The sequence below is a fragment of the Clostridium aromativorans genome (assembly GCF_020908015.1).
GTDB lineage: Bacteria > Bacillota > Clostridia > Clostridiales > Clostridiaceae > Clostridium_B > Clostridium_B aromativorans.
Genome location: NZ_JAJJPB010000001.1, coordinates 105,957 through 128,377, shown reverse-complemented (window position 1 = coordinate 128,377; position 22,421 = coordinate 105,957). Strand labels below are relative to the sequence as shown.

Here is a 22,421-nt window from a genome sequence, read left to right as displayed (position 1 = left end):
GGAGAGAATTTCATGGGGACTCTAGACTCTATGAATATTATACATATCTATCTATAAATAATAAAGGAGGATGACAAGTTTTATGGTTAAGAATATGAAGACTATGGATGGAAATCAAGCTGCAGCCTATGCTTCTTATGCATTTACTGAGGTAGCTGCTATATATCCCATTACTCCATCTACTCCAATGGCCGAAGGTGTGGATGAATGGTCTGCCCATGGGAAAAAGAATATTTTCGGTCAGACTGTAAAAGTAGCTGAAATGCAATCAGAGGCAGGAGCAGCAGGGGCAGTGCATGGATCACTAGCAGCAGGGGCATTGACTACTACTTATACTGCATCTCAGGGGCTTCTGCTGATGATACCAAACATGTACAAAATAGCAGGAGAGCATTTGCCGGGAGTATTTCAGGTGAGCGCCAGAGCAGTTGCTACCCACGCACTTTCAATTTTTGGGGATCATCAGGATGTAATGGCCTGCAGACAGACGGGTTTTGCTCTTCTGGCATCTTCTAATGTTCAGGAAGCAATGGACCTGGGATTTGTTGCACATCTGAGTGCAATAGAGTCTAAAGTGCCATTTTTACATTTTTTTGATGGATTTAGAACCTCTCATGAATACCAGAAAATAGAGGTCATGGACTATGATGATATTAAACCATTGGTAGATTATGAGGCAATACAGGAATTTAGGGATAGGGCCTTAAATCCAGAACATCCAACAATTAAGGGAACTGCGCAAAATCCAGATATATATTTTCAGAGCAGAGAGGTTTCCAATAAATTTTATGAAAGAGTTCCTGAGATAGTAGAGAGCTATATGGAAGAAATAAATAAGATAACTGGGAGAAAATATAGACCTTTTGAGTATTATGGGCATAAAAATGCCAAATGTGTAATTGTGGCCATGGGATCCGTATGTGATACCATTGATGAAACTGTAGATTATTTAATTAAAGAGGGTAAAGAAGTCGGGTGTATAAAGGTGCACCTTTACAGGCCTTTTTCAAAAGAGCATTTTTTAAAGGTACTTCCCTCTACTGTTAGAAAAATCTCAGTTTTAGACAGGACCAAAGAACCGGGCTCTGTGGGGGAGCCTCTGTATCTGGATATATGCAAGATATTTTATGGGAGACAAAATGCACCTGCAATATTTGGTGGAAGATATGGGCTTGGTTCTAAGGATACCACCCCTTCCCAGATATTGTCTGTATTTGAAAACATGAGGGAAAGTGAGCCAAAAGAAAGGTTTACTATAGGCATAGTAGATGATGTTACCAATACTTCATTAAAAAATTATGGTACAATAGAAACCACTCCTGAGGGAACTATAAGCTGCAAATTCTGGGGACTTGGTTCTGACGGTACTGTGGGAGCCAATAAATCTGCCGTAAAGATCATAGGAGATAATACGGATCTTTATGCTCAGGCCTATTTTTCCTATGACAGCAAGAAATCTGGTGGAACTACGGTATCTCATTTGAGATTTGGGAAAAAGCCTATTAAATCACCTTACCTTGTGAATAGCGCGGATTATATAGCCTGTCACAATAGGTCTTTTATAAATAATTATGATATACTAAAAGGCTTGAAGAAAGGCGGGACTTTTGTATTAAACTGTCCCTGGAGTCAAGAGGAGTTGGATGAAAAACTTCCCCCATCCATGAAAAAATATATTTCTCAGAATAATATAAAATTTTATATTGTGGATGCAGTTAAGATTGCCAGAGAAATAGGCCTTGGCGGCAGAATAAATATGGTGATGCAGGCAGTGTTTTTTAAGCTGGCCAATGTTATACCAATAGGTAATGCCATTAGATATTTGAAGGAATCCATAGAGAAAACCTATGGACGTAAGGGGAAAAATATAGTTGAGATGAATGACAGAGCTGTGGATAGAGGACTGGAGGCTGTTGTAAAGGTAAATGTTCCTGAAAAGTGGAAAGACGCTGTAGAGGAAATGGAGATAATAAGAGATGAACCAGATTTTGTGAGAAATATTCAAAGAACTATGGCGAAAAATGAAGGAGATGATTTGCCTGTAAGTGCTTTCATTAATATAGCTGATGGGGTTTACCCTGTTGGAACCACAGCTTATGAGAAGAGAGGTATAGCAGTGACCATACCGGAATGGCAGATTGACAAATGTATACAGTGTAATCAGTGTGCCTTTGTGTGTCCACATGCTACTATAAGGTCATTCCTTCTAGATGAGGATGAGATAGAAAATTCACCTGAAAGTTTTGAGAGTAAAAAAGCTGTGGGCAGGGGGCTGGAAAAATTTGATTTTCGCATACAGGTAAGTCCTATGGATTGCACTGGCTGTGGAAATTGTGCGGATGTATGTCCGGCACCGGGAAAAGCTCTTGTTATGAAACCACTGGAAGAGAAGATGGAAGTGGAATCGAAAAATTGGGATTATGCTATGAGTATAGTCCCAAAAGAGGATGTAATGAGCAGGAATACCTTAAAGGGAAGTCAGTTTATAAAACCGCTTCTTGAGTTTAATGGGGCCTGCCCTGGGTGCGGTGAGACTCCTTATGTAAGACTTATAACTCAGCTCTTTGGAGAAAGAATGATGATTGCAAATGCCACAGGCTGCTCATCTATATGGGGTGCAAGCGCACCATCTATGGCCTACACTAAGAATTTAAATGGAAAGGGTCCATCTTGGGGGAACTCACTGTTTGAAGACAATGCTGAATATGGCTATGGTATGTTTTTGGCTGTAAAGCAGATGAGAGATAAAATTAAACTTCTTATGACCTCCTATTTAAAAGACTGCAAGTATGATAATATCAGAGAGGCCTTTAGTGAGTGGCTAAACACGATGGAAGATGGAAGTTTATCTAAGGTTTCTTCAGATAAAGTAGTAGAATCCATTGAATCCTGTGATTATAAAAAAGATCCTGTACTGAGAGAAATAATGGATAAAAGGGATTATCTGGTAAAAAAGTCCCAGTGGATAATAGGCGGAGATGGGTGGGCCTATGATATAGGATTCGGAGGTGTAGATCATGTATTGGCTTCTGGAGAAGATGTAAATCTGTTTGTAATGGATACAGAGGTGTATTCTAATACAGGAGGACAGTCTTCAAAGGCGACTCAAACTGGTGCCGTGGCAAAGTTTGCAGCTTCGGGTAAAGTCCTTAAAAAGAAAGATCTAGGACTTATGGCAATGAGCTATGGATATGTATATGTAGCGCAGATCTCCATGGGGGCAAATATGAATCATGCTCTAAAAGTTATAACAGAAGCTGAAAACTATAGAGGGCCTTCGCTGATAATAGCCTATGCACCATGCATAAACCACGGTATAAAAACTGGTATGGGAACCAGCATAGCTGAAGAAAAAAAAGCAGTGGAATCTGGATATTGGCATCTATATAGATTTAATCCTCTATTGAAACTTGAGAATAAAAATCCATTTATTTTAGATTCTAAACCACCTAAATTATCTTTCAGGGATTATATAGAGGGAGAAATAAGATTTTCATCTCTCAAAAATACATTCCCGGAAAGGGTGGATGAACTATTTAAGTTATCAGAAAAAAATGCTATGGATAGATATGACATATACAAGAAACTATCTCAAATAGAATAACTAGGCTAAAAATTATGGATCGCTTTAAAAATAGCGATCCATAATTTTTAGCCTATAATATAACTATTTGTTATATATTTTTTTGAGATTTCATTTTTCATTACTGTCTACCCATTCTTTAGAATTCTCAGTCGCGTTTTCATCTGGAATAGGTACCTTGGAAAGCGGTTTGATCTTAGTAATGTTTGCCCATGAAGCAGTTTCGTGATTTTCTATGATTTTTTCTCTATGATTTTTTTTATTTTTTGACATAGTTTATATCACCTCAATTTTAGTATTTTCGAAAAACCACAATATATAAGTGAAAAGTTTTTCTAATATTACGGCTTTTAATTACAATTTTTAAAAATTTTATAAAATACTATAAGGTAATAAGGTAATATGTAAATTCAATTATCCTCCTAAGGTTATATCTTGATTATTATACCATTTTAGGGCTTTTATAAGATGCTCGGCTTTGAAATCCGGCCAATAATCATCTATTATATAAAAATCTGAATATACTGATTGAACAGGAAGAAAACCGCTGAGTCTCCTTCTGCCGCCCCATCGTATTATCAGATCCACTCTTGATATATCATGGGAATTTAGAGATGAAATAATGGAATGTCTATTTGTAGTTCGGGAATGCTGTGTTTTTCCCAAATCCCATTCCCACCCGTAATTTACCAGAAAATTAAGTTTCATTCCACCGCTGCCTAAATTTTTTCTAATGGTATAGGGTAGAAGAGCTTTTGGAAACATATTAGAATCGGTATTTCCCACTACCAGTAGGGAAACATCCTCTTTAGAAAGCATTTTTACAGCTTCTACACATGCTTCAGTAAAAGCCTTTCTCTGAATCAATGGTCTTTTGGTATTATCTGTAGTAAAACCGTAATAGGTTAATTCTTTTATTCCTAATCTTTCGCATAGTTTAAATAATTTCATACCAGGGGTTAGACCAAAAACATAACCTTTTTCTTTACTCAATTTATTTTTTACAGCCCATCGTCTGTTTCCATCTGGAATTATACCTATGTGATTTGGTAATTTCATATGCATATCCCCCTTCAATACTGTCTTAAATTATAGCCAATAACTTTGGTTAATATTCTAAAATATATAAAATAAATTGATTTTGAGTAAAAAAATTTGAAATCTATATTTGGTTAGTATTTTTTATTATTTTTTAGTTTATTTATTTTTAAGGCTATTGACATTTGTTCGATGAATTTTATATGGTTGTGTTCAAGGTTTAGTATTTTTTTGGCCTTTAGAATTCTATATCTTATTGTATTTTCATGTTGATGAAGTTTTAAAGAGGTTTTCTTGTAATCACCGTCATTTTCAAAATAAGTGTTTATGGTTTTTATCAGATCAGCATTGTAGTAATCGTCATATTTTTTTATTGGAATAAAAATTTCATTGTAAAAATCATTGAGATATATGGTATCTATTAGTGGATACAAGATTTTATAAACATTTAAATCTTTGTAATAAACTACATTACCGTCAATTATTTTTGCTATTTCAAATGAAGATATGCATTGCTTTATGCATAAATTAAAATCCTTAATATTGGAAAAAGAATTACTTATACCAATATAATAGGTATCTTTATAAGAATCAACCAAATTTTTTATATAGTTAACGGTTGAAATGAATTCGCTTATGATATTAAAATTTACAATGAGTATAGAACCTTTCTTATATCTTAAAAGTTCACATCTAGTCAAATTTTTTAAATTAGTCTTAATGAGGTGATTTTTGCCAGGAGTAAAATTATCTGTATTTATATATATAGATGCATAATTTTTTTTGAAATTACTATTTAAAAGCTTAGCTAAATAGATCACTTCATTTGTAGTTATATTTTTATTTAAAAGTTTTTCTAATCTCATCTCTGATATTACGTTAGATTGCTCGAGAAAGATCATTTCCGTTACAGTTTTTATTATTTCTGCATAAGGCATGTCAGCATCGATTAATATTATGGGGAAATTATTTCCATTAGACAATTCTATGATTTTGTCTGGCAGTTTCTTTATATATTCGTTTATTACAAACATACCGCAACTTTCGCTTTTTATACAAAAATCAATAAGTTTGAACATTTTATCCGTACTATTTTTAACTATATATAAACTACTTATGAATATATCACCTTGTTTTACAAGATTTTTATCATAGATATCATCTACAATAGGACAATCTGCGAAATTAACTCTTTTTATTTCATTTGAAATACCATTTTTGCCGGATACAATGACAGCACTTTTAAATAAATTCAATGATAGCAAGTCTTTAATTTGGATTGCCATTTATCTCCCTCCTATGTCTTACAGGGTTTTTGCTCCTGAACTTTTTGAAAGTTTTTATAAAATGTAAAAAATATTTGCATTATTATACAATATTATAATGCAGTTTCCAGAATTGATATGTAATTTCCAAATCAATTATAGAAAACTAAAAAAAATAAATGGATATTTGTAATAATTATAATAAATTATATCATAATTAGTTATATAATTATGTAAATAAATATCAATAAAATAGTTGTATATTTATCGAATTGTTAATATTGGAGGAGTTTTAATGCGAAAATTGTTATATCAAGAAGTAGAGGATATACTGATTGGATGCACGATTTTAAGTACTGGAGGTGGTGGAGATTTAGATAAAGGAATTAAAACTGTAAAAAGGACATTTGATGAAGGAAGAGAATTTAAACTTTTAGCGTTTGAAGAAATTAGAGATGATTCTTATTACGTAAATCCTTATTACTGTGGTTCAGTTAAACCGAAAGATGAAATGAATAGTGAAAAAAACAATATGGAAACTATCCGTGCAGTGAAAAAACTTGAAGATTATATGGGAATAGAATTTGAAGGTATAGTTTCTATAGAATATGGAGGGGGTAACACAGGACAAGCTATGGCAACCGCTGCAATTATGAATAAATGTATAGTTGATTGTGATGCAGCCGGGAGAGCAGTACCTGAGCTTCAATTTTCCACATATTGCATTAAGAGCAAACCTATAAGTCCTTTTGCTATTGCAACTAAATATGGAGATTCTATAATTGTCACCAAAGTTCATGGAGATGAGAGAGCTGAAGCATTGTCCAGGGTTATGGCTGAGGTTACGGATAACGAAGTTGGAATGGCAGATCATCCTATAAATGGGATGGAACTTAAAAGATCTGTAGTTCCGCATGCTCTGAGCTATGCTGAAAAAGTTGGCAGGGCCAGAAGAGAAGCAGAAGAAAATGGTGTTGATCCAATAGAGAATATAATTAAAAATACTGGAGGGTATATGCTTTTTAAGGGAAAAGTGGAAAAGGGAACTACATTTCAAATAAAAGATGGGTTTACAATAGGGACGATATCTATAGGAGGACAAAATCAATTCCGGGGTGAAAAATTTAAGATATGGTATAAAAATGAAAATATGATTTCCTGGAAAAATGATGAAATATTTATTACTTGTCCAGATCTTATATGTGTTTTAGATGCTGAAAAAGGTTATCCAATAACAAATCCTAATTGCAGGGAGGGTGACCAAATAGCTGTTTTGGGGTTTAAATCACATGGGATATGGAGGAGCAAAGAGGGGATCTCACTTCTAAATCCCAGATTTTTTGGATTTGATGTGGACTATGTACCTATAGAAAAAAAAGTGGCTTCAAAATAATTTTGATATAAGGGGGCATTATCTTATGAAAAATAAAATTTGTTTTTTAGCTGTATTTATGATGATCTTGTCATTGTTTACTGGATGCGGCGGAAGCAGCAGTGATAGCGGTGGCAGTAGTGATGGAAATGATGTTGCCTATTATGCCTATAATAGTGAGCCGATACTCAATTGGGATCCAAGTGTTGAATTTTCCAATGGAGTTATTGTGTTAAACAATGTCTACGAAACACTTCTCAGATTTAATCCTACAACTAAAAAATACGATTATGTACTTGCAACAAGTTATAAAAAAAGCTCAGACGGACTTGTATGGACCTTTAAATTGAGAAAGGGTGTAAAATTTCACGATGGAACTACAATGACTGCAGATGCTGTTAAATATTCTATAGAGAGAACTCAGAAAAAAGAAGTGGGTGCTTCTTATATATGGGCTCCTGTGAAAGAAATAAAGGCTATAGATGATTATACTGTTCAATTTACCTTAAATTATGCAGCTCCACTTGACATGATAGCAAGTTGTCCTTATGCAGCTTTTATAATTTCACCTAAGGTTAAAGATAAACCTGATAATTGGCTGGAACAGGGCAATGAAGATGGGACGGGACCATACAAGCTTTCCAGCAATAAAATGGGAGATGAAGTGGTACTTTCTAAATTCAATGACTATTGGAAAGGATGGAATGGAAAGCATTTTTCTAAAGCTGTAATAAAGAAAACTTCTGAGACCTCATCTAGAAGGCAGATGGTGGAAAAGGGTGATGCTGATATAACAAACAATCTTCCTGCAGAAGATGTAAAAGCTCTTAAATCCTCACAAAATGTAAAAGTTGATATAGAGCCTTCATTTACAAATTTAGTAGCATTTTTTAATACTAAGAAAGCACCCCTGGATAATGAAAAAGTCAGGGAGGCATTAACTTATGCATTCCCATATGAAAATGCAGTTAAGTATGCGGCAGGAGGATTAGCAAAGCAATCTACAGGAGTTATACCGGTTGGAATGTGGGGGCATGGTGACAGCTTGACAAAGTATTCCTTAAACTTGGATAAAGCAAAATCTCTATTGAAAGAAGCTGGAATAAATGAAGGGCAGTTGAAGCTTTCACTTACTTATATGAGTGGAGATGAATCTGAAAAGAAAACAGCAGAGCTGTATAAAAGTGAACTTTCAAAAATTGGAGTGAACTTGGAGGTAAGGGCTATGCCTTGGGAAAGTCAATGGCAGCAAGCCAAAGGTACGGATATACAGAGCAGACAGGATATACTCATGATGTATTGGTGGCCTGATATTTCAAGTCCGTATTCATGGGCCTATAATCTATTTCACAGTGAAAAAAATCCTCTGTATAATTTAGCTTATTATTCAAATAGCCAGTATGATCAATTGGTTGATGATGGATATAAGATGTCAAGCACCAATATTGAAGAAGCAGAAAATAAATTTATAGACGCACAGAAAATTCTTCTTAAAGATAATCCAGCTGTATTTATCTACGACAAAGAAGATGCATGGATAACTAATTCTTCTTTAGGAGGATTTAAAGCAAATTCTGCTTATCCTCTAGTAGTGTTTTTCTATGACTGCTATAGAAAATAGTTTATCCAAGGATAACTAGGAGGTGAAGATTTGAAAAGTTATATATTAAAAAGAATTTTACTTGGAGTGGTGGTATTATTTGGAGTAATTCTCATAACCTTTTTTCTAACTAGGGTGATACCTTCAAATCCAGCTGCACAGTGGGCAGGTTCAAGAGCTACGCCTGCGCAGATACAGAAAGCAAGAATTGAATTGGGTTTAGATAAACCCATATATGTTCAATTTGAAAAATACGTAGTGGATCTGTTCCATGGTAATCTAGGAACATCGCTTAGGACTAAGCAACCTGTTTTAAAAGAGCTGGAAACTTATTTGCCTCCTACGATTGAACTTGTATTTTGGTCTACGATAATGGCAGTTTTGATTGGAATACCGCTTGGCTTGAATTCTGCAAGGAAAAAAGATCATGCACTTGATCATTTCTGTAGATTTTTCTCCGTAGGGGCTGTATCTCTACCTACCTTCTGGGTGGCATTGTTTTTACAATTGATATTTTATAGAAAATTGGGGATTTTGCCTTTAGGTGGGCAATTGGATACAAAAATGAACATCTTGTATAATGTGCCTCATAATACGGGATTATTGCTTTTAGACAGTTTGTTGTCAGGCCAAATACCTGTATTTTTAAATGCTGCCAAGCATATTATTCTACCGGCGGTAACTATAGCACTTTATCCCATGGGGCTTGTAGCGAGAATGACGAGATCTTCCCTTTTGGAAATATTGGAGGAAGATTATATAAAAGCAGCAAGATCCTATGGAATTAAGGAGAGGTTTATCATATGGAGATATGCCCTAAAAAATTCAATGGGAACTACAGTTACAGTATTGGCTTTGTCTATAGGATATACACTTACCAACACGTTTTTAGTAGAAGCTATTTTTAGCTGGCCAGGTATAGGAAATTATATATCCACAGCTGTTGTATCACTGGATTATCCCGCAATTATGGGGGTCACACTGTTTTCAGCCTGTGCATATATACTATTGAACCTTATAGCAGATATAATAATTTCATTCGATCCACGAGTCAGAGTATAGGGAGGATGGCAGAAGATGAATAGTATGCAGTTATCTAAAACAATAAAACCTAAAATCAAAAAATTAAGGGTTAATGTTTATTTACTTAAAAGAAATAAACTTACCAGAATTGCCTATTATGGAGTTTTAATTCTTCTTGTCATTGCATTTATACTTCCCATATTTGTACCGTCTATTCAAATTATTGCTCAAAATGCAGTTCCCCAGGACAAATTGATGGCACCTTCTCTAAAACATATTTTTGGAACAGATGAACTTGGAAGAGATGTATTTATAAGAATAATTGCAGGTGCAAATATCTCCTTAAAAACGGCTCTTTTGGCTGTTGGGATGGCTCTTGTTATAGGAATACCATTAGGTGCTGTAGCCGGATTTTTTGGGGGATTTGTAGATGAATTGATAATGAGATTTACAGATATATTTTTAGGATTTCCACCTTTGCTGCTTGCTATAGCTATTGCCGCATTTTTAGGACCTAATCTTCAAAATGCTATGATTGCCATAGCGCTGTCATGGTGGCCATGGTATACGAGAATAATGAGAGGTCAGGCAGTGTCTATAAAAGAGAGGCAATTTGTAAAGGCGGCGAAAGCTATAGGAGCTTCGCCTCATACTATTATTTTAAGCCATATAATCCCCAATTGTATAGCACCTATAATAGTTCAAGCTTCTATGGATATAGGAGGAGTTATTTTGACTATAGCCTCTTTGAGTTTTTTAGGACTGGGTGCGCAGCCTCCCATTCCTGAATGGGGATTGATGGTCAGTACAAGCAGAGATTATTTTTTGGATTCCTGGTGGTATAGTATATTCCCTGGATTGGCCATATTTATTACAGTTCTCATATTCAATCTGTTGGGTGATGGACTTAGAGAGATACTTGATCCTAAAACTAGAAAAAACTGATAAGTGAGGTGGTTATATGAGCAGTAAAGTGTATTTTCATATAAAAGATCTTAAAATTAATTTTAAGAGTTTTGAGGGAGAAAAGACTGTACTCAATATAGATGAAATTAGAATAGATAGAGGGAAGTCATATGGAATAATAGGAGAAAGCGGAACAGGGAAAACAGTACTAGCATTATCTATTCTGAAACTCCTTCAAATGCCTCCTGGCAGAGTGGTGAGAGGAGAGATATCTTTGGAGGGAGAAAATCTCTTAAATATGAGTCAGAAGCGTATGCAGAGTGAAATAAGAGGTAAAAAAATATCCATGATATTTCAGGATCCGATGTCTACTTTAAATCCGGTTTTTAACATTGGAGATCAGATAATAAAAGTAATAATGGAAAATCAAAATTTAAATAAAAGAGATGCATATTCAAAAGCGGTGGAAATGATCAATACTGTTAAACTCCCTGATGCTGAAAATATAATGAAAAAATATCCTCATGAATTAAGTGGAGGTCAGAGGCAAAGAGTTATAATTGCACTTGCGCTAAGCTGCGGAGCACAATTTATCATCGCGGATGAACCCACGAGAAACCTGGATGTAACAATACAGGCAGGTATTTTGAAACTTATTCGTGAACTACAAAAAAATCTAAAAGTAACAGTGCTTTTTATAGCAAATAATCCTGGACTTGTTTCTGCAACTTGTGATGATACTGCAATATTATACAAAGGAGAAATAGTTGAAAGGGGAAAAACTAGAGAAGTATTAAAAAATGCCAAACATCCCTATACGCAGATGCTTTTAAATGCCGTACCGAAGAATAGAAAAAATGAAATAGATCTAAACAAATTGGTATTTACAGAAGGAAATGCTGGAGATGATGGAAAAGGATGCTTATATTATGACCGATGTTTGAAAAGACAGGACAAGTGCAGAAAAAAGCAAGAATTATTACAACTTGGGGAAAATCACTTTGTAAAATGCTGTTTATACAAAGGAGATAATGATGATGAATGAAAAATTATTAGAGGTAAGAAATTTAAAAAAGTACTTTGAAATTGGTAAAAAGGGTCTTTTTTCTAAAACTAAATCCTATTTAAAAGCCGTTGATGATGTATCTTTTGATGTGAAAAAGGGAGAAACTCTTGGGCTTGTGGGAGAATCAGGCTGCGGAAAATCAACTTTGGTAAATACTATTTTAGATTTGATAACGCCGACTTTTGGAAGAGTTATTTTTGACGGGAAAGATTTATTTAGTCTGGGTAAAAAGGAATTGAGAAGTATAAGAAAGTACATACAAATTGTATTTCAGGATCCTTTTTGGTCTTTGAACCCTAGAATGTTGGTGAAAGATATCGTGGGAGAACCACTTAAAGTTCAGGAGAAAATAAATAACTTTGAAATTATGAAAAGAGTCGAAAAACTTCTTGAAATGGTTGGACTTCCAAAAGATGGTGCTTATAAATATCCTCATGAATTTAGTGGAGGTCAAAGACAGCGTATTGCGATAGCTAGGGCATTGGCACTTATGCCAAAACTCATTGTTCTCGATGAACCAACATCATCTATAGATGTATTTTCCCAGGCCCAAATTTTGGAATTGTTGGAAAGGCTTAAAAAAAAGTTCAATTTAACTTATATAATAATATCTCATGATTTAAGTGTTGTAAGCTATATGGCCGATAGGATTGCGATAATGTATCTTGGTAAAATTGTTGAATACGGGGATTCAGATACTGTGTTCAACCATCCAATGCATCCATATACCCAGGCTCTGTTTGCTGCTATACCGGATATAAATATGGAAAATATAGAAGATATGGTTACTTTAAAGGGAAATGTGCCAAGCTCAATAAATCCCCCAAAAGGATGCAGGTTTCATACTAGATGTATCTATGCAAAGGGTATATGCAGTATTGAAGAGCCTGAATTGATTATGTTGGAGGATGGGAGAAGGGTAGGGTGTCATATGATTCGGCAGTGACAAATTTATGATGTTAGAAAACATAATGGTTAAAATTTTATATGGAGGGTGTGATCTGATGAAATTATACGAGTTTGAATTACAAAAGGCAGCAGATAAATTGGTCAATGAAATACTCAAAGTCAAGGAAGGAGAAACTGTTTTGATAACAGCAGATACTTCTTCAAATGAAACTGTTGTAAATACCACAGCTTCAAGCATATATAGTGTAAAGGGAAAGCCTATGGTCATATGGACTGCAACTCCGGATGGAGTTGGAAAGGCAGCAGATCCAAAGCTTCCAGTTGAAGCTCTTGGAGCTGCACTGTCAAAAGCAGATGTGTGGATAGAATATAATGAGAAATGGCTTTTGTATTCTACACCCTTTGAGGTGGCATTTAAAAACAACAAAAAATTAAGATATATAAATCTTGTGGGAATGAATCCGGATATTATGATAAGAAATATAGGAAAAGTGAATATAAGAGTACTTGCGAAGTTTTTGAGAAAAGTAGCAGAGATGAATAGATCTGCCGCAGCTATGACAGCTGAAACGCCTCTTGGAACTCACCTTGAATTTCAACTAGATCCCACACATGTAGTAGCTTGTGATGCTGGAGAAGCTTATGAGCCTGGAATGTTCATGATGCCGGGGCAGATAAACGTGATTCCTAGATTTGGCACAATAAACGGTGTGCTGGTGTTTGACGGATCTCTTGTTCCGCCTTGCGGGCTTTTAAAAGAACCCATAAGGATGAAAATTGAGAACAGTACCATCGTTAAGATAGAAGGGGGTCATCAAGCTGATGAATTTAAGGAATGGCTGAAATCATTGAAGGATCCCAGTATGTATAAGCTTGCCCATATAGCGTATGGATTTGGACCAGGAGCAATGCTTACCGGGAATATAGTAGAGGATGAGAGGGTCTGGGGTGCTGTTGAATGGGGAATAGGATATGTGAGCAAAAGTGAGGCACCTCCTTTTGGACAAAATGCTGTATCCCATTGTGATGGAATATGTCTTAATTCTTCTATATGGATGGATAACGTAAAAATAATGGACAATGGTAGGATTATACATCCTGATCTTGTTAAATATGTAGATGAAATATTTAAAAAATGATATGGAGGAAGGTGGACTTTAATTATGAAGAGGCTGAGTATGCAGGACTTGAGAGATATATTGCTTGGAGCTGCAATAGTTGGCACAGGTGGAGGAGGAAGTCTTGAAAATGGAATAAAATTGGTAGAAGGTTCTTTTAATGAAGGATATCAATTTTATCTCGCAGGTTTAAGTGAAATAGAAGATGAGGTCCTGGTAGGAACTCCATATGGATGTGGTTCTATAAGCCCTCTTTCTGAGGATCAGGTAGAAAAATATAAAAATATGTACAAAATAAAATATACTGCAGAAATGGCTGCTGTCAATGCAATAGAAGAATATTTGGGAGAGGACTTATATGGAGTAGTTACAACGGAGCTCGGCGGCGGCAATATGGCATCTGCACTGGACGTGGCAGCTAGAACCGGAAAGCCCATAATAGATGCGGATCCTGCGGGAAGAAGTGTTCCCTGCCTTCAACACTCAACTTATAATTTAAATGGGATACCTATAACTCCAATGGGTGTAGCAGACAAGCTTGGAGATTCCATGATATTTACAGAAGTTGAAAGTGACGAAAGAGCAGAAGCCCTTGCCAGGGCAGCGGCTGTTGCTAGCTTTAATCATGTTGGGGTGGTAGATCATGTTGCAAGATGGAAGGTAATTAAAAATACCCTTATCAAAAATACTGTTACAATGTGCCTGGAAGTAGGCAAAATCGCCAGAATCGCTAGGAATAAAAATATAAACTTTGCCTATGATATTGTGGAAAAATTTGATGGATTCATCATGTTTCAAGGAAAAGTCAGTAAGGTTTGTTGGGAAGATAAATCCGGATTTACTTTTGGAAATATATATATTGAAGGTAATGGAAAATATCAAAATCAAAACTTAAGAATTTGGTTTCAAAATGAAAATATAATTTCCTGGAAAAATGGAAAAGTGTTTGTAACGGTTCCAGATTCAATAAATGTAGTGGACAATGATAAAAATATGCCACTTTTGAATCCCTATGCAAAAGTGGGTATGGAAGTTACGGTGTTTTCTCTAAAGGCTTTTGAGCAATGGAGAAGTAAAAGGGGACTTGAAATTTTTGGACCTGAGTTTTTTGGATATCACGTACCTTACAAAAAAGTGGAAGATATATTGTCACTAGATTAATATGTAGAAGATACCCGAAAAGTAATCTAGTTACCTTTCGGATATCTTCTACACTATATTGCTAAATCCTTCTCCTAATACCTCATTTATGTCATTTACAGTGATGAAAGCTTTATTATCTAAAAGTCTTATATAATTTTTCAATTTTAAAAATTGTTTTCTATTTAAAATGGTAATTATGACTTCCTTTTTATCATCTTTATAGGCGCCTTTGGCATAATAGATGGTGGCGCTTCTCTCAAGTTCCTTTATAATAAAATTTTGTATATTCCTCCCGTGATTACTTATTATAGCAACCTGCTTATAGGAATTTAGACTTACTATAACCCTGTCTATTATTGTAGAATTTAATATTACCCCCAGTATGGCATAAAGACCTTTGTTTACCCCGAGTACTATAGTTGCAGCTATAGTTACGGTTATATCAGCTATCAGCACGGATTTGCCTATGCTTATTTTTGTATATTTGTTTATTATTTTTGCGATTATATCCGTACCTCCAGTTGAAGCGCCTAGATTAAATATTATACCCATGCCCATTCCACATATCAATATGCCAAATATAAGCTGAACTAGAATATCACTGCTAAATGGCTTTATATGTGGATATATTTTTTCTAAGAAAAATATCAGTGCAGATATGGAGAAGCTGCAGAATACGGTTTTCCCGCCGAATATAGGGCCAATTATTATAATTCCTAAAGTGAATAATATAACTTCCATTCCCATCATCAACAGACCAATAGGAAGATTTGGAAACAATGTGTTTATAATTATGGCAATACCGCTTGTGCCACCGGCGGCAATGTGATTTGGAGCTAAAAAGAAATAGGTACCGAAAGCTACAAGAAATGTTCCAATCAACATGAAAAAAATATCTTTTATATTTTTCATAATAAATAACCTCCCTCCTTGTATACACTTGACTGTAAATTTATTCATTAAAAAAAGCATATAAAAATCTAAGTAAATACTCTCTCAGATTCATATGCTCTCATACATACAAAAATTGCAAATATAATTGTGTGTATGTCTTTTAAATGCCTTACTAAATATATTATATAATGGTAAATATTATTGTGTCAACATGTTTTCAATATTGATACTGATAGGTATAATTATGTTGATTTTAAGAATCATCTATAAAAGGCTGGCCTGAATTTTACTAGACTGTCTGGAACTTGGGTTGTATTATTTAATTAGTAATATTATAATAAAATAGTAAGGCAAATGAGCACGTAAAAAAACAGCGAATCCATGAAAAATAGCTGGTTTTTTGATTACATTATGGAAAATTTAGAATAGTAGGTGAATTATTTATGCAAGATGTAATTTTGACAGAATCAGGCAAAAAAAAACTTGAACAGGAATTGGAATATTTAAAGACGGTTAAAAGGGTGGAAATAAAAGCTGCCTTGAAATCTGCTCGTGCACAGGGGGATCTTAGCGAAAATGCCGATTACAGTGCAGCTAAAGATGATCAATCTATGACTGAAACTAGAATACAGGAACTGGAAAGTCAACTTAAAAATGCTGTAATAATAGAGAGTTCACAGGATGAAGATGTGTTCGATATAAATAAAACGGCAGAAGTAAAATTTTGTGATATAGATGAAGTTGAACAGGTTACTCTTGTAAGTTCAGTAGAATCAGATGTGAAAAAGATGAAAATAAGTATAGAATCACCTCTGGGTAAAGCCTTATTTAGGATGAAAGTGGGGGAAAGGGCGACGGTTGCATCTCCAGATGGAAATTATGATGTGGAAATAGAAAAGATTTTATAAATATTTCGCTGGATATTTTATCTAGCGAAATATTTTTTTACAAAAACATGAGTTGACAAACAAATGATAGTCTGGTATCCTGTATTTAAAATTAATATTAAAATTCTTATCGCGAGAGACTGAGGGACTGGCCCCATGATGTCCGGCAACCTAAAATTATATTTTAAGGTGCTAATTCCAGCAGGTGATACCTGGAAGATAAGATATATGAGTATGTAAATCTCCTTATAGCTTATCTATAAGGAGATTTTTTATCTGAAGGCTATCTTTTCTTGATTCACAGTTTACAATGTATAATCATGGATGTCATTTCTTGAACTTAAGAATTATTTGATAAAAAATTGGAGGAATTGAAGATGAGTGTAGAAAGTGTAGTTAATTATTTTTTAGATAGGGGAATGGAAAATCCAGTATTCAAACTTCCTGATAGTGGTGCTACTGTTCAGCAGGCTGCAGAAACCATACATACGGAGCCAAAATATATAGCAAAGACGTTGGCATTTAAAGTTAAAGATGATGATATATTAATAGTTATGAGAGGGGATTTAAGAGTTAGTAATAAAAAATACAAAAAGTTTTTTAAAACTAAGGCTAAAATGCTGAGTCATGATGAGGTGCTGGAAGATACAGGTCATCCTGTGGGAGGACTGTGTCCTTTTGGATTGAAAAACCCTATTAAAGTATATTTGGATAAATCTATAAGGGATTTTGAATATGTATACCCTGCTGCTGGATCTAAAGAGTTTGCCCTTAAAATAAAACCAGAGGTAATTGGCAATTTGGTAAATGGACAGTGGATAGATGTTTGTGAGAGCTAGTTAATACTGTAAATGATCAAATAAAAGCCCTTATCTTGGGGCTTTATTTCTTCTCTTGATTGAATATCCAAAGTGGCCAAGAGGTTTTGAATTTAGGCTGTAGTATTCTCCATGGCTGTAACAGATAAGGTTCGCTTTTTCGAAATGTATTTTATTGTTTAAATCAAGCAGATTTTTATCCACTTTTACGTTTGAAATTTCCAGCAAAAATAGATCGTGAGTTCCAAGAGGTGTAATTGACAGCAATTTGCACTCCAGGGCTACTGGAGATCTTTCAAGAGATGGAGTGGAGATGGATATGCCTTTGTTAAGTTTAAGATTAAAATGTTTGATTTTATCTTCCTTTTTTCCAGAAACAACTCCACAATAATCTACAATTGTAGTCATATCTTTTGTAGGAAGATTTATAGAACATTGTCCACTTTCTTTAATGTATTTATGAGAAAGCCTTTCAGGTCTTATTCCCATGGCGACAATGGGTTTTTTAGTACATACAGTGCTTACCCATCCCACTGTAAAAATATTTAATTTATTGGATATGCTTTTGGAAACCACAAGGACCACTGGAGTTGGGTTTAACATTGCACTGCCTTTAAAATTTAATTTATTCATATGGGTTCCTCCAACTTATTTTATACATTTTGAGTTAAAATTCTATTTTTGATGTTGTTGTTGTCAATATTGGATAAAAGTCCTAAAAGAAACCATAGGGATATATTTCATGATATTTACAGGGTTTCACATGGCTCTTATAGGACAAATTAATTTAACGATGGGATTTTTTATTTTTTGCCAGTTCTACAGAAACTCTTCTGCCTTGAAGCTTTTTACCATTGGATTTTTTAAGTATGATGTTTCCAACTCTTTCGGGAACGCTTATAAAGGTAAATTTGTTTAGTATGTCTATATCTCCTATTTCATAGGCCTCCACTGAAGAGGTTTCAGCTATGAATTTCAACAGCTTTCTTGGAGTTATATTATCCATTCTTCCTATGGAAAAAAATAATCTCATATTTTCCTCTTCTATGTTTATGGAATTCTCCTTATAATTAAAACTCAATTCCTTTTCGAAAATTATCTTCATAAGGGCAGCAGCCACATCCACCAAATTGTATTCTTCATCCAATTCCATTGCTACTGGAACAAAATTTTTATAATTGTTTTCCGATATAACATCTCTTATCTTTTTTTCTATATTTTTATATTTAGCTTCAAATATATCATCTACTGTAGGAATTTCTTTTCTCTTTATTTTGCTTTTAGTGAATTTTTCTATCTGCTTTAACAGCATATATTCTTTGGGAGTTACCAGAGAATAGGCAATTCCCTCTTTATTGGCTCTTCCAGTCCTTCCTATTCTGTGTACGTAGGATTCGGTGTCCTGGGGAAGATCATAATTTATTACATGGGATACATTTTCAACATCTATTCCCCTGGCAGCTACGTCAGTGGCAACTAAAAAGTCCAGGGAGGAATCTTTGAATTTTCTAAGTGTGTTCAACCTCTGATTTTGCCCCATGTCTCCGTGCATACCTTCTACATTGTATCCTCTTGACTGGAGGCCTTCTACTAATTCATCTACGCCGCGTTTAGTTCTGCAAAATATGATAGCACTGGAGGGTTCATCTACATCTAAAATTCTACATAGAGATTCGAACCTATCTTTGTTTTTTATTTCATAGTAATACTGTTTTGTTTTTTCAACAGTTAACGTGTTTTTAGCTATTTCTATATATTTTGTATCGCTTTTCATGTATTTTGAGGCTAATTTTCTTATCTGATTTGGCATGGTAGCGGAAAAGAGCAGTGTCTGTCTATTTGAATTGCAGGCTTTGATTATATCTTCTATATCATCTATAAAACCCATATCCAGCATTTCATCTGCCTCATCTATTATCAGAAATTGTATACTGCTTAAATCCAGGGTATTTCTATGTAGGTGGTCTAATATTCTCCCAGGTGTGCCTACTACTACATCTATGCCTCTTTTCAAGGCTTTAATTTGCCTCTCTATGGGCTGACCGCCGTATATTGGAAGCAGTGATATTTTTCTAAATTTGGCAATTCTGGATAGTTCGTCATTTACTTGAATGGCAAGCTCTCGAGTAGGCGTGATTATTATAGATGAAATGTTTTTACTATTGCAATCAATTTTACTCAGCATTGGTGCTCCAAAGGCCAAGGTTTTTCCCGTACCTGTTTGTGCCTGACCTATTACATCTTTTCCCTCTAATATTATGGGAATTGATTCCGCTTGAATTTGAGAAGGCTCTTCAAATCCCATATTATCTATGGCCTGGAGGACTTTAGAATGTAAGCCTAAATTATTAAAATCAATATTTTTCATTAAAATTCCTCTTTCTTTTTTATATTACAAAACAAAACTTATCATATCATAGTATATACATATTATCAAATTTTAATTTGATTTAAATACTTTTTATTTATAATGATATAAACTATAATAGAATATACTGATGAATTAAAGGAGAATTTCATATGTTTGATGCTAAAGAAAGTGTTCTGCCTAATGGTATAAAACTTATCACTATAAAGAAGGATACACAAATAATGGCTTTACATGCTGGCATTAAAATTGGCGCCATATATGAAAACATTGATGAAAAAGGTATATCCCATTTTATTGAGCACATGCTTTTTAAGGGCACGAAATCTAGAAATAATGAAAGATTGAATGTGAATTTAGAAACCTTAGGTGGAGAATACAATGCTTATACGGATAATGGTTCTACAGTGTATAGCATTACAGCATTGTGGATAGAATTAGAAAAGTCTTTAGATATTATTTCTGATATGCTTATGAATTCAATATTTCCCGCAGATGAAATTGAAAAAGAGAGAGATGTAATACTTTCTGAAATAAGAACCAACAAAGACGATATTGAAGAATATAGTTTTAGAAAAACAAATGAATTGGCATTCAAAAAAGGGCCTCTGAGATATGATATAACAGGAAATGAAGATAGTGTAAGTAAATTTCAAAGAGATGATCTGATTGAATTTTACAATAGATATTATGTACCCAATAATTGCTTTATATCAGTGGTTTCTTTCTATGAACATGAGAAAATCTATAATTTGGTTCTAAAATATTTTGGAGTATGGAAATATAAGGAGTTTAGTAGAAATAAAATAATAGTTGAAAAAAATTTTCCATGCAAAAAAGTTTCTTATAAAAGGGATATAGAACAGAACACTATAATATATCTTTTTTCTTTTTACGGATTGAGTGAAAAAGATGAATTAGCTCTTAGAATATTAAATCACAAATTTGGAGAGAGCAGCAATTCTATTTTGTTTAGAAAGCTAAGGGAAGAAGAAGGACTTGCCTATGATATATATAGTGATTTAGATTTATCGGACTATATAAAAACTTTGTATATATATACCTCTGTAAGAGAAGAAAACATAAGAGATGCCGTTAGTGTCATTGAAGATTGCATAAACAAGATGAAGAATGAGAAGGTAAATTTTAATGATAATACGATGACTCTGATGAAAAAGGTATTAAAAACAGCAGTGGTATTTACTCTAGAGGATCCTATGGACTTAGGAAATTATGTACTGCATCAAGCTATGAGGGGAGACAGCATATACAGATTTATCTATGATATAGAAAAAATTGAAGATATAGGGAAAGAAGATATATATGAAGTAGCCAGGGCTGTTTTTAGGGAACCTACTATTCATATACTCAAGAGAAGGTCTTAGAAGAAATTATTTTAGACAAACTTCAGAGCTGATTTTTGATCTTATCCGAAAGCCTTCATTAATTGCGCATTGAACTAGTATTTAGGGAGGAAATTATGGATAAACATGTAATAACTAAAATTGAAGTTCAAAGAAGGAATAGAGAAAAAGCCAATGTATATGTAGATGGAGAGTTTGCTTTTTCCTGTGATTTAGAACTCATATATACATTTAATATATTTAAAGGAAAAATTGTAGATATAGAATATTTAAAAAGTGTAGCAGCTGAAAATAATTATATGAGATGCAAGAATTCTGCACTTAAAGTATTGGAAAAAACCTATAAGACGGAAAAACAAATGGAAGATAAATTGCTTGAAAAGCAATATGACGAGGAAACTGTTGCAAAAGTCATGGATTTTTTGAAAAAATATGGATTTATAGATGATAATAAATTTGTAGAACTGTATATAAAGGAGAAGATTAATTTCCAGGGTAGAAATAAAATTAAGTATTCCTTAATGAAAAAAGGAATAGAGGAAAATCTTCTGAATGAAAAATTGAATTCAATAGATAATTGTTTTGAGGAGAAGACTGCTTTAAATATAGCACAAAAAAAATATGATGCTATTTCAAAAAATGAAAATAGTACAAAAATAATATATAAAAAATTAGGAGATTATTTGACAAGAAAAGGGTATGACTATAGCATAGTTAAAGACGTACTTCGAAAGATATTAAACAAATGTGATGATTTCAATAGAAAGGATGAAAGAATCCATTTAAGTGAAAATGATATAGATAAGTTGTACAATATCGCTCAGAAGAGATACCAGATAGCAATAAAATCAGAAGAGGACAGGAATAAAATATATAGAAAAATAGGGACATATTTGCTGCGAAGGGGATACTTATGGGAAGATATAAAAAAGGTTTTAGGAAAGATTATGGAGGATTTCTCTATTTAATTTAGAATATATTACCTTTTGACTGTACTGAAAAAATAATTTAGAATTTACTATATATAATTAAAATTTATTATTTGGATTTGAAACTTTTTGCCGTTT

Annotated in this window: 19 protein-coding genes and 1 riboswitch; of the genes, 13 read left to right on the top strand and 6 right to left on the bottom strand. The window is 33.9% G+C overall.

The features are described 5' to 3' along the window. Positions 1–82 precede the first annotated feature (82 nt). Positions 83–3,604: a pyruvate:ferredoxin (flavodoxin) oxidoreductase gene (nifJ, locus tag LN736_RS00580; RefSeq protein WP_229980423.1), complete on the top strand. Its 3,522-nt coding sequence runs from the start codon at positions 83–85 to the stop codon at positions 3,602–3,604. A 90-nt stretch (positions 3,605–3,694) separates the two neighbouring features. Here nifJ and LN736_RS00575 read toward each other — a convergent pair whose 3' ends face one another. The 3 genes from LN736_RS00575 to LN736_RS00565 all read right to left on the bottom strand — a co-directional run bounded on the left by LN736_RS00575 (position 3,695) and on the right by LN736_RS00565 (position 5,907). Then, entirely contained in the window at positions 3,695–3,856 is a 162-nt protein-coding gene (locus LN736_RS00575) for a CDIF630_02480 family spore surface protein (protein WP_150358519.1), read from the bottom strand. Between the two features lie 141 nt (positions 3,857–3,997). Continuing rightward, positions 3,998–4,642 (bottom strand): undecaprenyl diphosphate synthase family protein, encoded by a 645-nt coding sequence (locus LN736_RS00570; protein ID WP_150358520.1) that lies wholly within the window; start codon positions 4,640–4,642, stop codon positions 3,998–4,000. 113 nt (positions 4,643–4,755) lie between these two features. Next, positions 4,756–5,907, bottom strand: a complete 1,152-nt coding sequence (locus LN736_RS00565; protein WP_229980421.1) for a PucR family transcriptional regulator — start codon at positions 5,905–5,907, stop codon at positions 4,756–4,758. Positions 5,908–6,181: 274 nt separating this feature from the next. Here LN736_RS00565 and LN736_RS00560 point away from each other — a divergent pair, with 274 nt between their 5' ends. The 8 genes from LN736_RS00560 to LN736_RS00525 are packed head-to-tail and all read left to right on the top strand — an operon-like array spanning position 6,182 to position 15,041. Beyond that, a complete protein-coding gene (locus tag LN736_RS00560) occupies positions 6,182–7,279 on the top strand; it encodes a DUF917 domain-containing protein (RefSeq protein ID WP_229980419.1) in 1,098 nt (365 codons plus the stop codon). Between the two features lie 25 nt (positions 7,280–7,304). Then, complete coding sequence (locus LN736_RS00555) at positions 7,305–8,879, top strand: ABC transporter substrate-binding protein (RefSeq protein ID WP_179977914.1); 1,575 nt, start codon at positions 7,305–7,307, stop codon at positions 8,877–8,879. A 30-nt stretch (positions 8,880–8,909) separates the two neighbouring features. After that, entirely contained in the window at positions 8,910–9,920 is a 1,011-nt protein-coding gene (locus LN736_RS00550; RefSeq protein WP_150356939.1) for an ABC transporter permease, read from the top strand. 15 nt (positions 9,921–9,935) lie between these two features. Further along, complete coding sequence (gene nikC / locus LN736_RS00545) at positions 9,936–10,826, top strand: nickel transporter permease (RefSeq protein WP_179977913.1); 891 nt, start codon at positions 9,936–9,938, stop codon at positions 10,824–10,826. Positions 10,827–10,842: 16 nt separating this feature from the next. Beyond that, entirely contained in the window at positions 10,843–11,832 is a 990-nt protein-coding gene (locus LN736_RS00540; protein ID WP_229980417.1) for an ABC transporter ATP-binding protein, read from the top strand. Then, positions 11,825–12,799 carry an ABC transporter ATP-binding protein gene (locus LN736_RS00535; protein WP_150356936.1) on the top strand — a complete coding sequence of 325 codons (975 nt, stop codon included), beginning with the start codon at positions 11,825–11,827 and terminating at the stop codon, positions 12,797–12,799. Before LN736_RS00540 ends, LN736_RS00535 begins: the two co-directional genes overlap by 8 nt. A gap of 58 nt (positions 12,800–12,857) precedes the next feature. After that, on the top strand, positions 12,858–13,901 hold the full coding sequence (locus LN736_RS00530; protein WP_229980415.1) for a M29 family metallopeptidase: 1,044 nt from the start codon (positions 12,858–12,860) through the stop codon (positions 13,899–13,901). Between the two features lie 24 nt (positions 13,902–13,925). Next, the gene (locus LN736_RS00525) at positions 13,926–15,041 is read left to right on the top strand and encodes a DUF917 domain-containing protein (RefSeq protein WP_229980413.1); all 1,116 of its coding nucleotides are present in this window, start codon (positions 13,926–13,928) and stop codon (positions 15,039–15,041) included. Between the two features lie 48 nt (positions 15,042–15,089). On the opposite strand, the gene LN736_RS00520 is transcribed toward LN736_RS00525, so the two are convergent. Continuing rightward, entirely contained in the window at positions 15,090–15,935 is an 846-nt protein-coding gene (locus LN736_RS00520; RefSeq protein WP_150356934.1) for a YitT family protein, read from the bottom strand. Positions 15,936–16,360: 425 nt separating this feature from the next. Here LN736_RS00520 and greA point away from each other — a divergent pair, with 425 nt between their 5' ends. Both greA and LN736_RS00510 read left to right on the top strand, forming a co-directional pair. After that, the gene (gene greA / locus LN736_RS00515) at positions 16,361–16,825 is read left to right on the top strand and encodes a transcription elongation factor GreA (protein WP_150356933.1); all 465 of its coding nucleotides are present in this window, start codon (positions 16,361–16,363) and stop codon (positions 16,823–16,825) included. Positions 16,826–16,928: 103 nt separating this feature from the next. Then, a riboswitch (SAM riboswitch) is annotated at positions 16,929–17,030 on the top strand. A gap of 151 nt (positions 17,031–17,181) precedes the next feature. Beyond that, on the top strand, positions 17,182–17,643 hold the full coding sequence (locus tag LN736_RS00510; RefSeq protein WP_150356932.1) for a YbaK/EbsC family protein: 462 nt from the start codon (positions 17,182–17,184) through the stop codon (positions 17,641–17,643). Between the two features lie 30 nt (positions 17,644–17,673). On the opposite strand, the gene LN736_RS00505 is transcribed toward LN736_RS00510, so the two are convergent. Continuing rightward, positions 17,674–18,255 carry a flavin reductase family protein gene (locus LN736_RS00505; protein WP_179977910.1) on the bottom strand — a complete coding sequence of 194 codons (582 nt, stop codon included), beginning with the start codon at positions 18,253–18,255 and terminating at the stop codon, positions 17,674–17,676. A gap of 154 nt (positions 18,256–18,409) precedes the next feature. Beyond that, positions 18,410–19,990 (bottom strand): DEAD/DEAH box helicase, encoded by a 1,581-nt coding sequence (locus LN736_RS00500; RefSeq protein WP_150356930.1) that lies wholly within the window; start codon positions 19,988–19,990, stop codon positions 18,410–18,412. Between the two features lie 152 nt (positions 19,991–20,142). Between LN736_RS00500 and LN736_RS00495 the strand changes: the two genes are divergently transcribed. Further along, a complete protein-coding gene (locus LN736_RS00495; protein ID WP_229980410.1) occupies positions 20,143–21,375 on the top strand; it encodes a M16 family metallopeptidase in 1,233 nt (410 codons plus the stop codon). Positions 21,376–21,470: 95 nt separating this feature from the next. Further along, on the top strand, positions 21,471–22,322 hold the full coding sequence (gene recX, locus LN736_RS00490) for a recombination regulator RecX (RefSeq protein ID WP_150356928.1): 852 nt from the start codon (positions 21,471–21,473) through the stop codon (positions 22,320–22,322). The last annotated feature ends 99 nt before the right edge of the window (positions 22,323–22,421 follow it).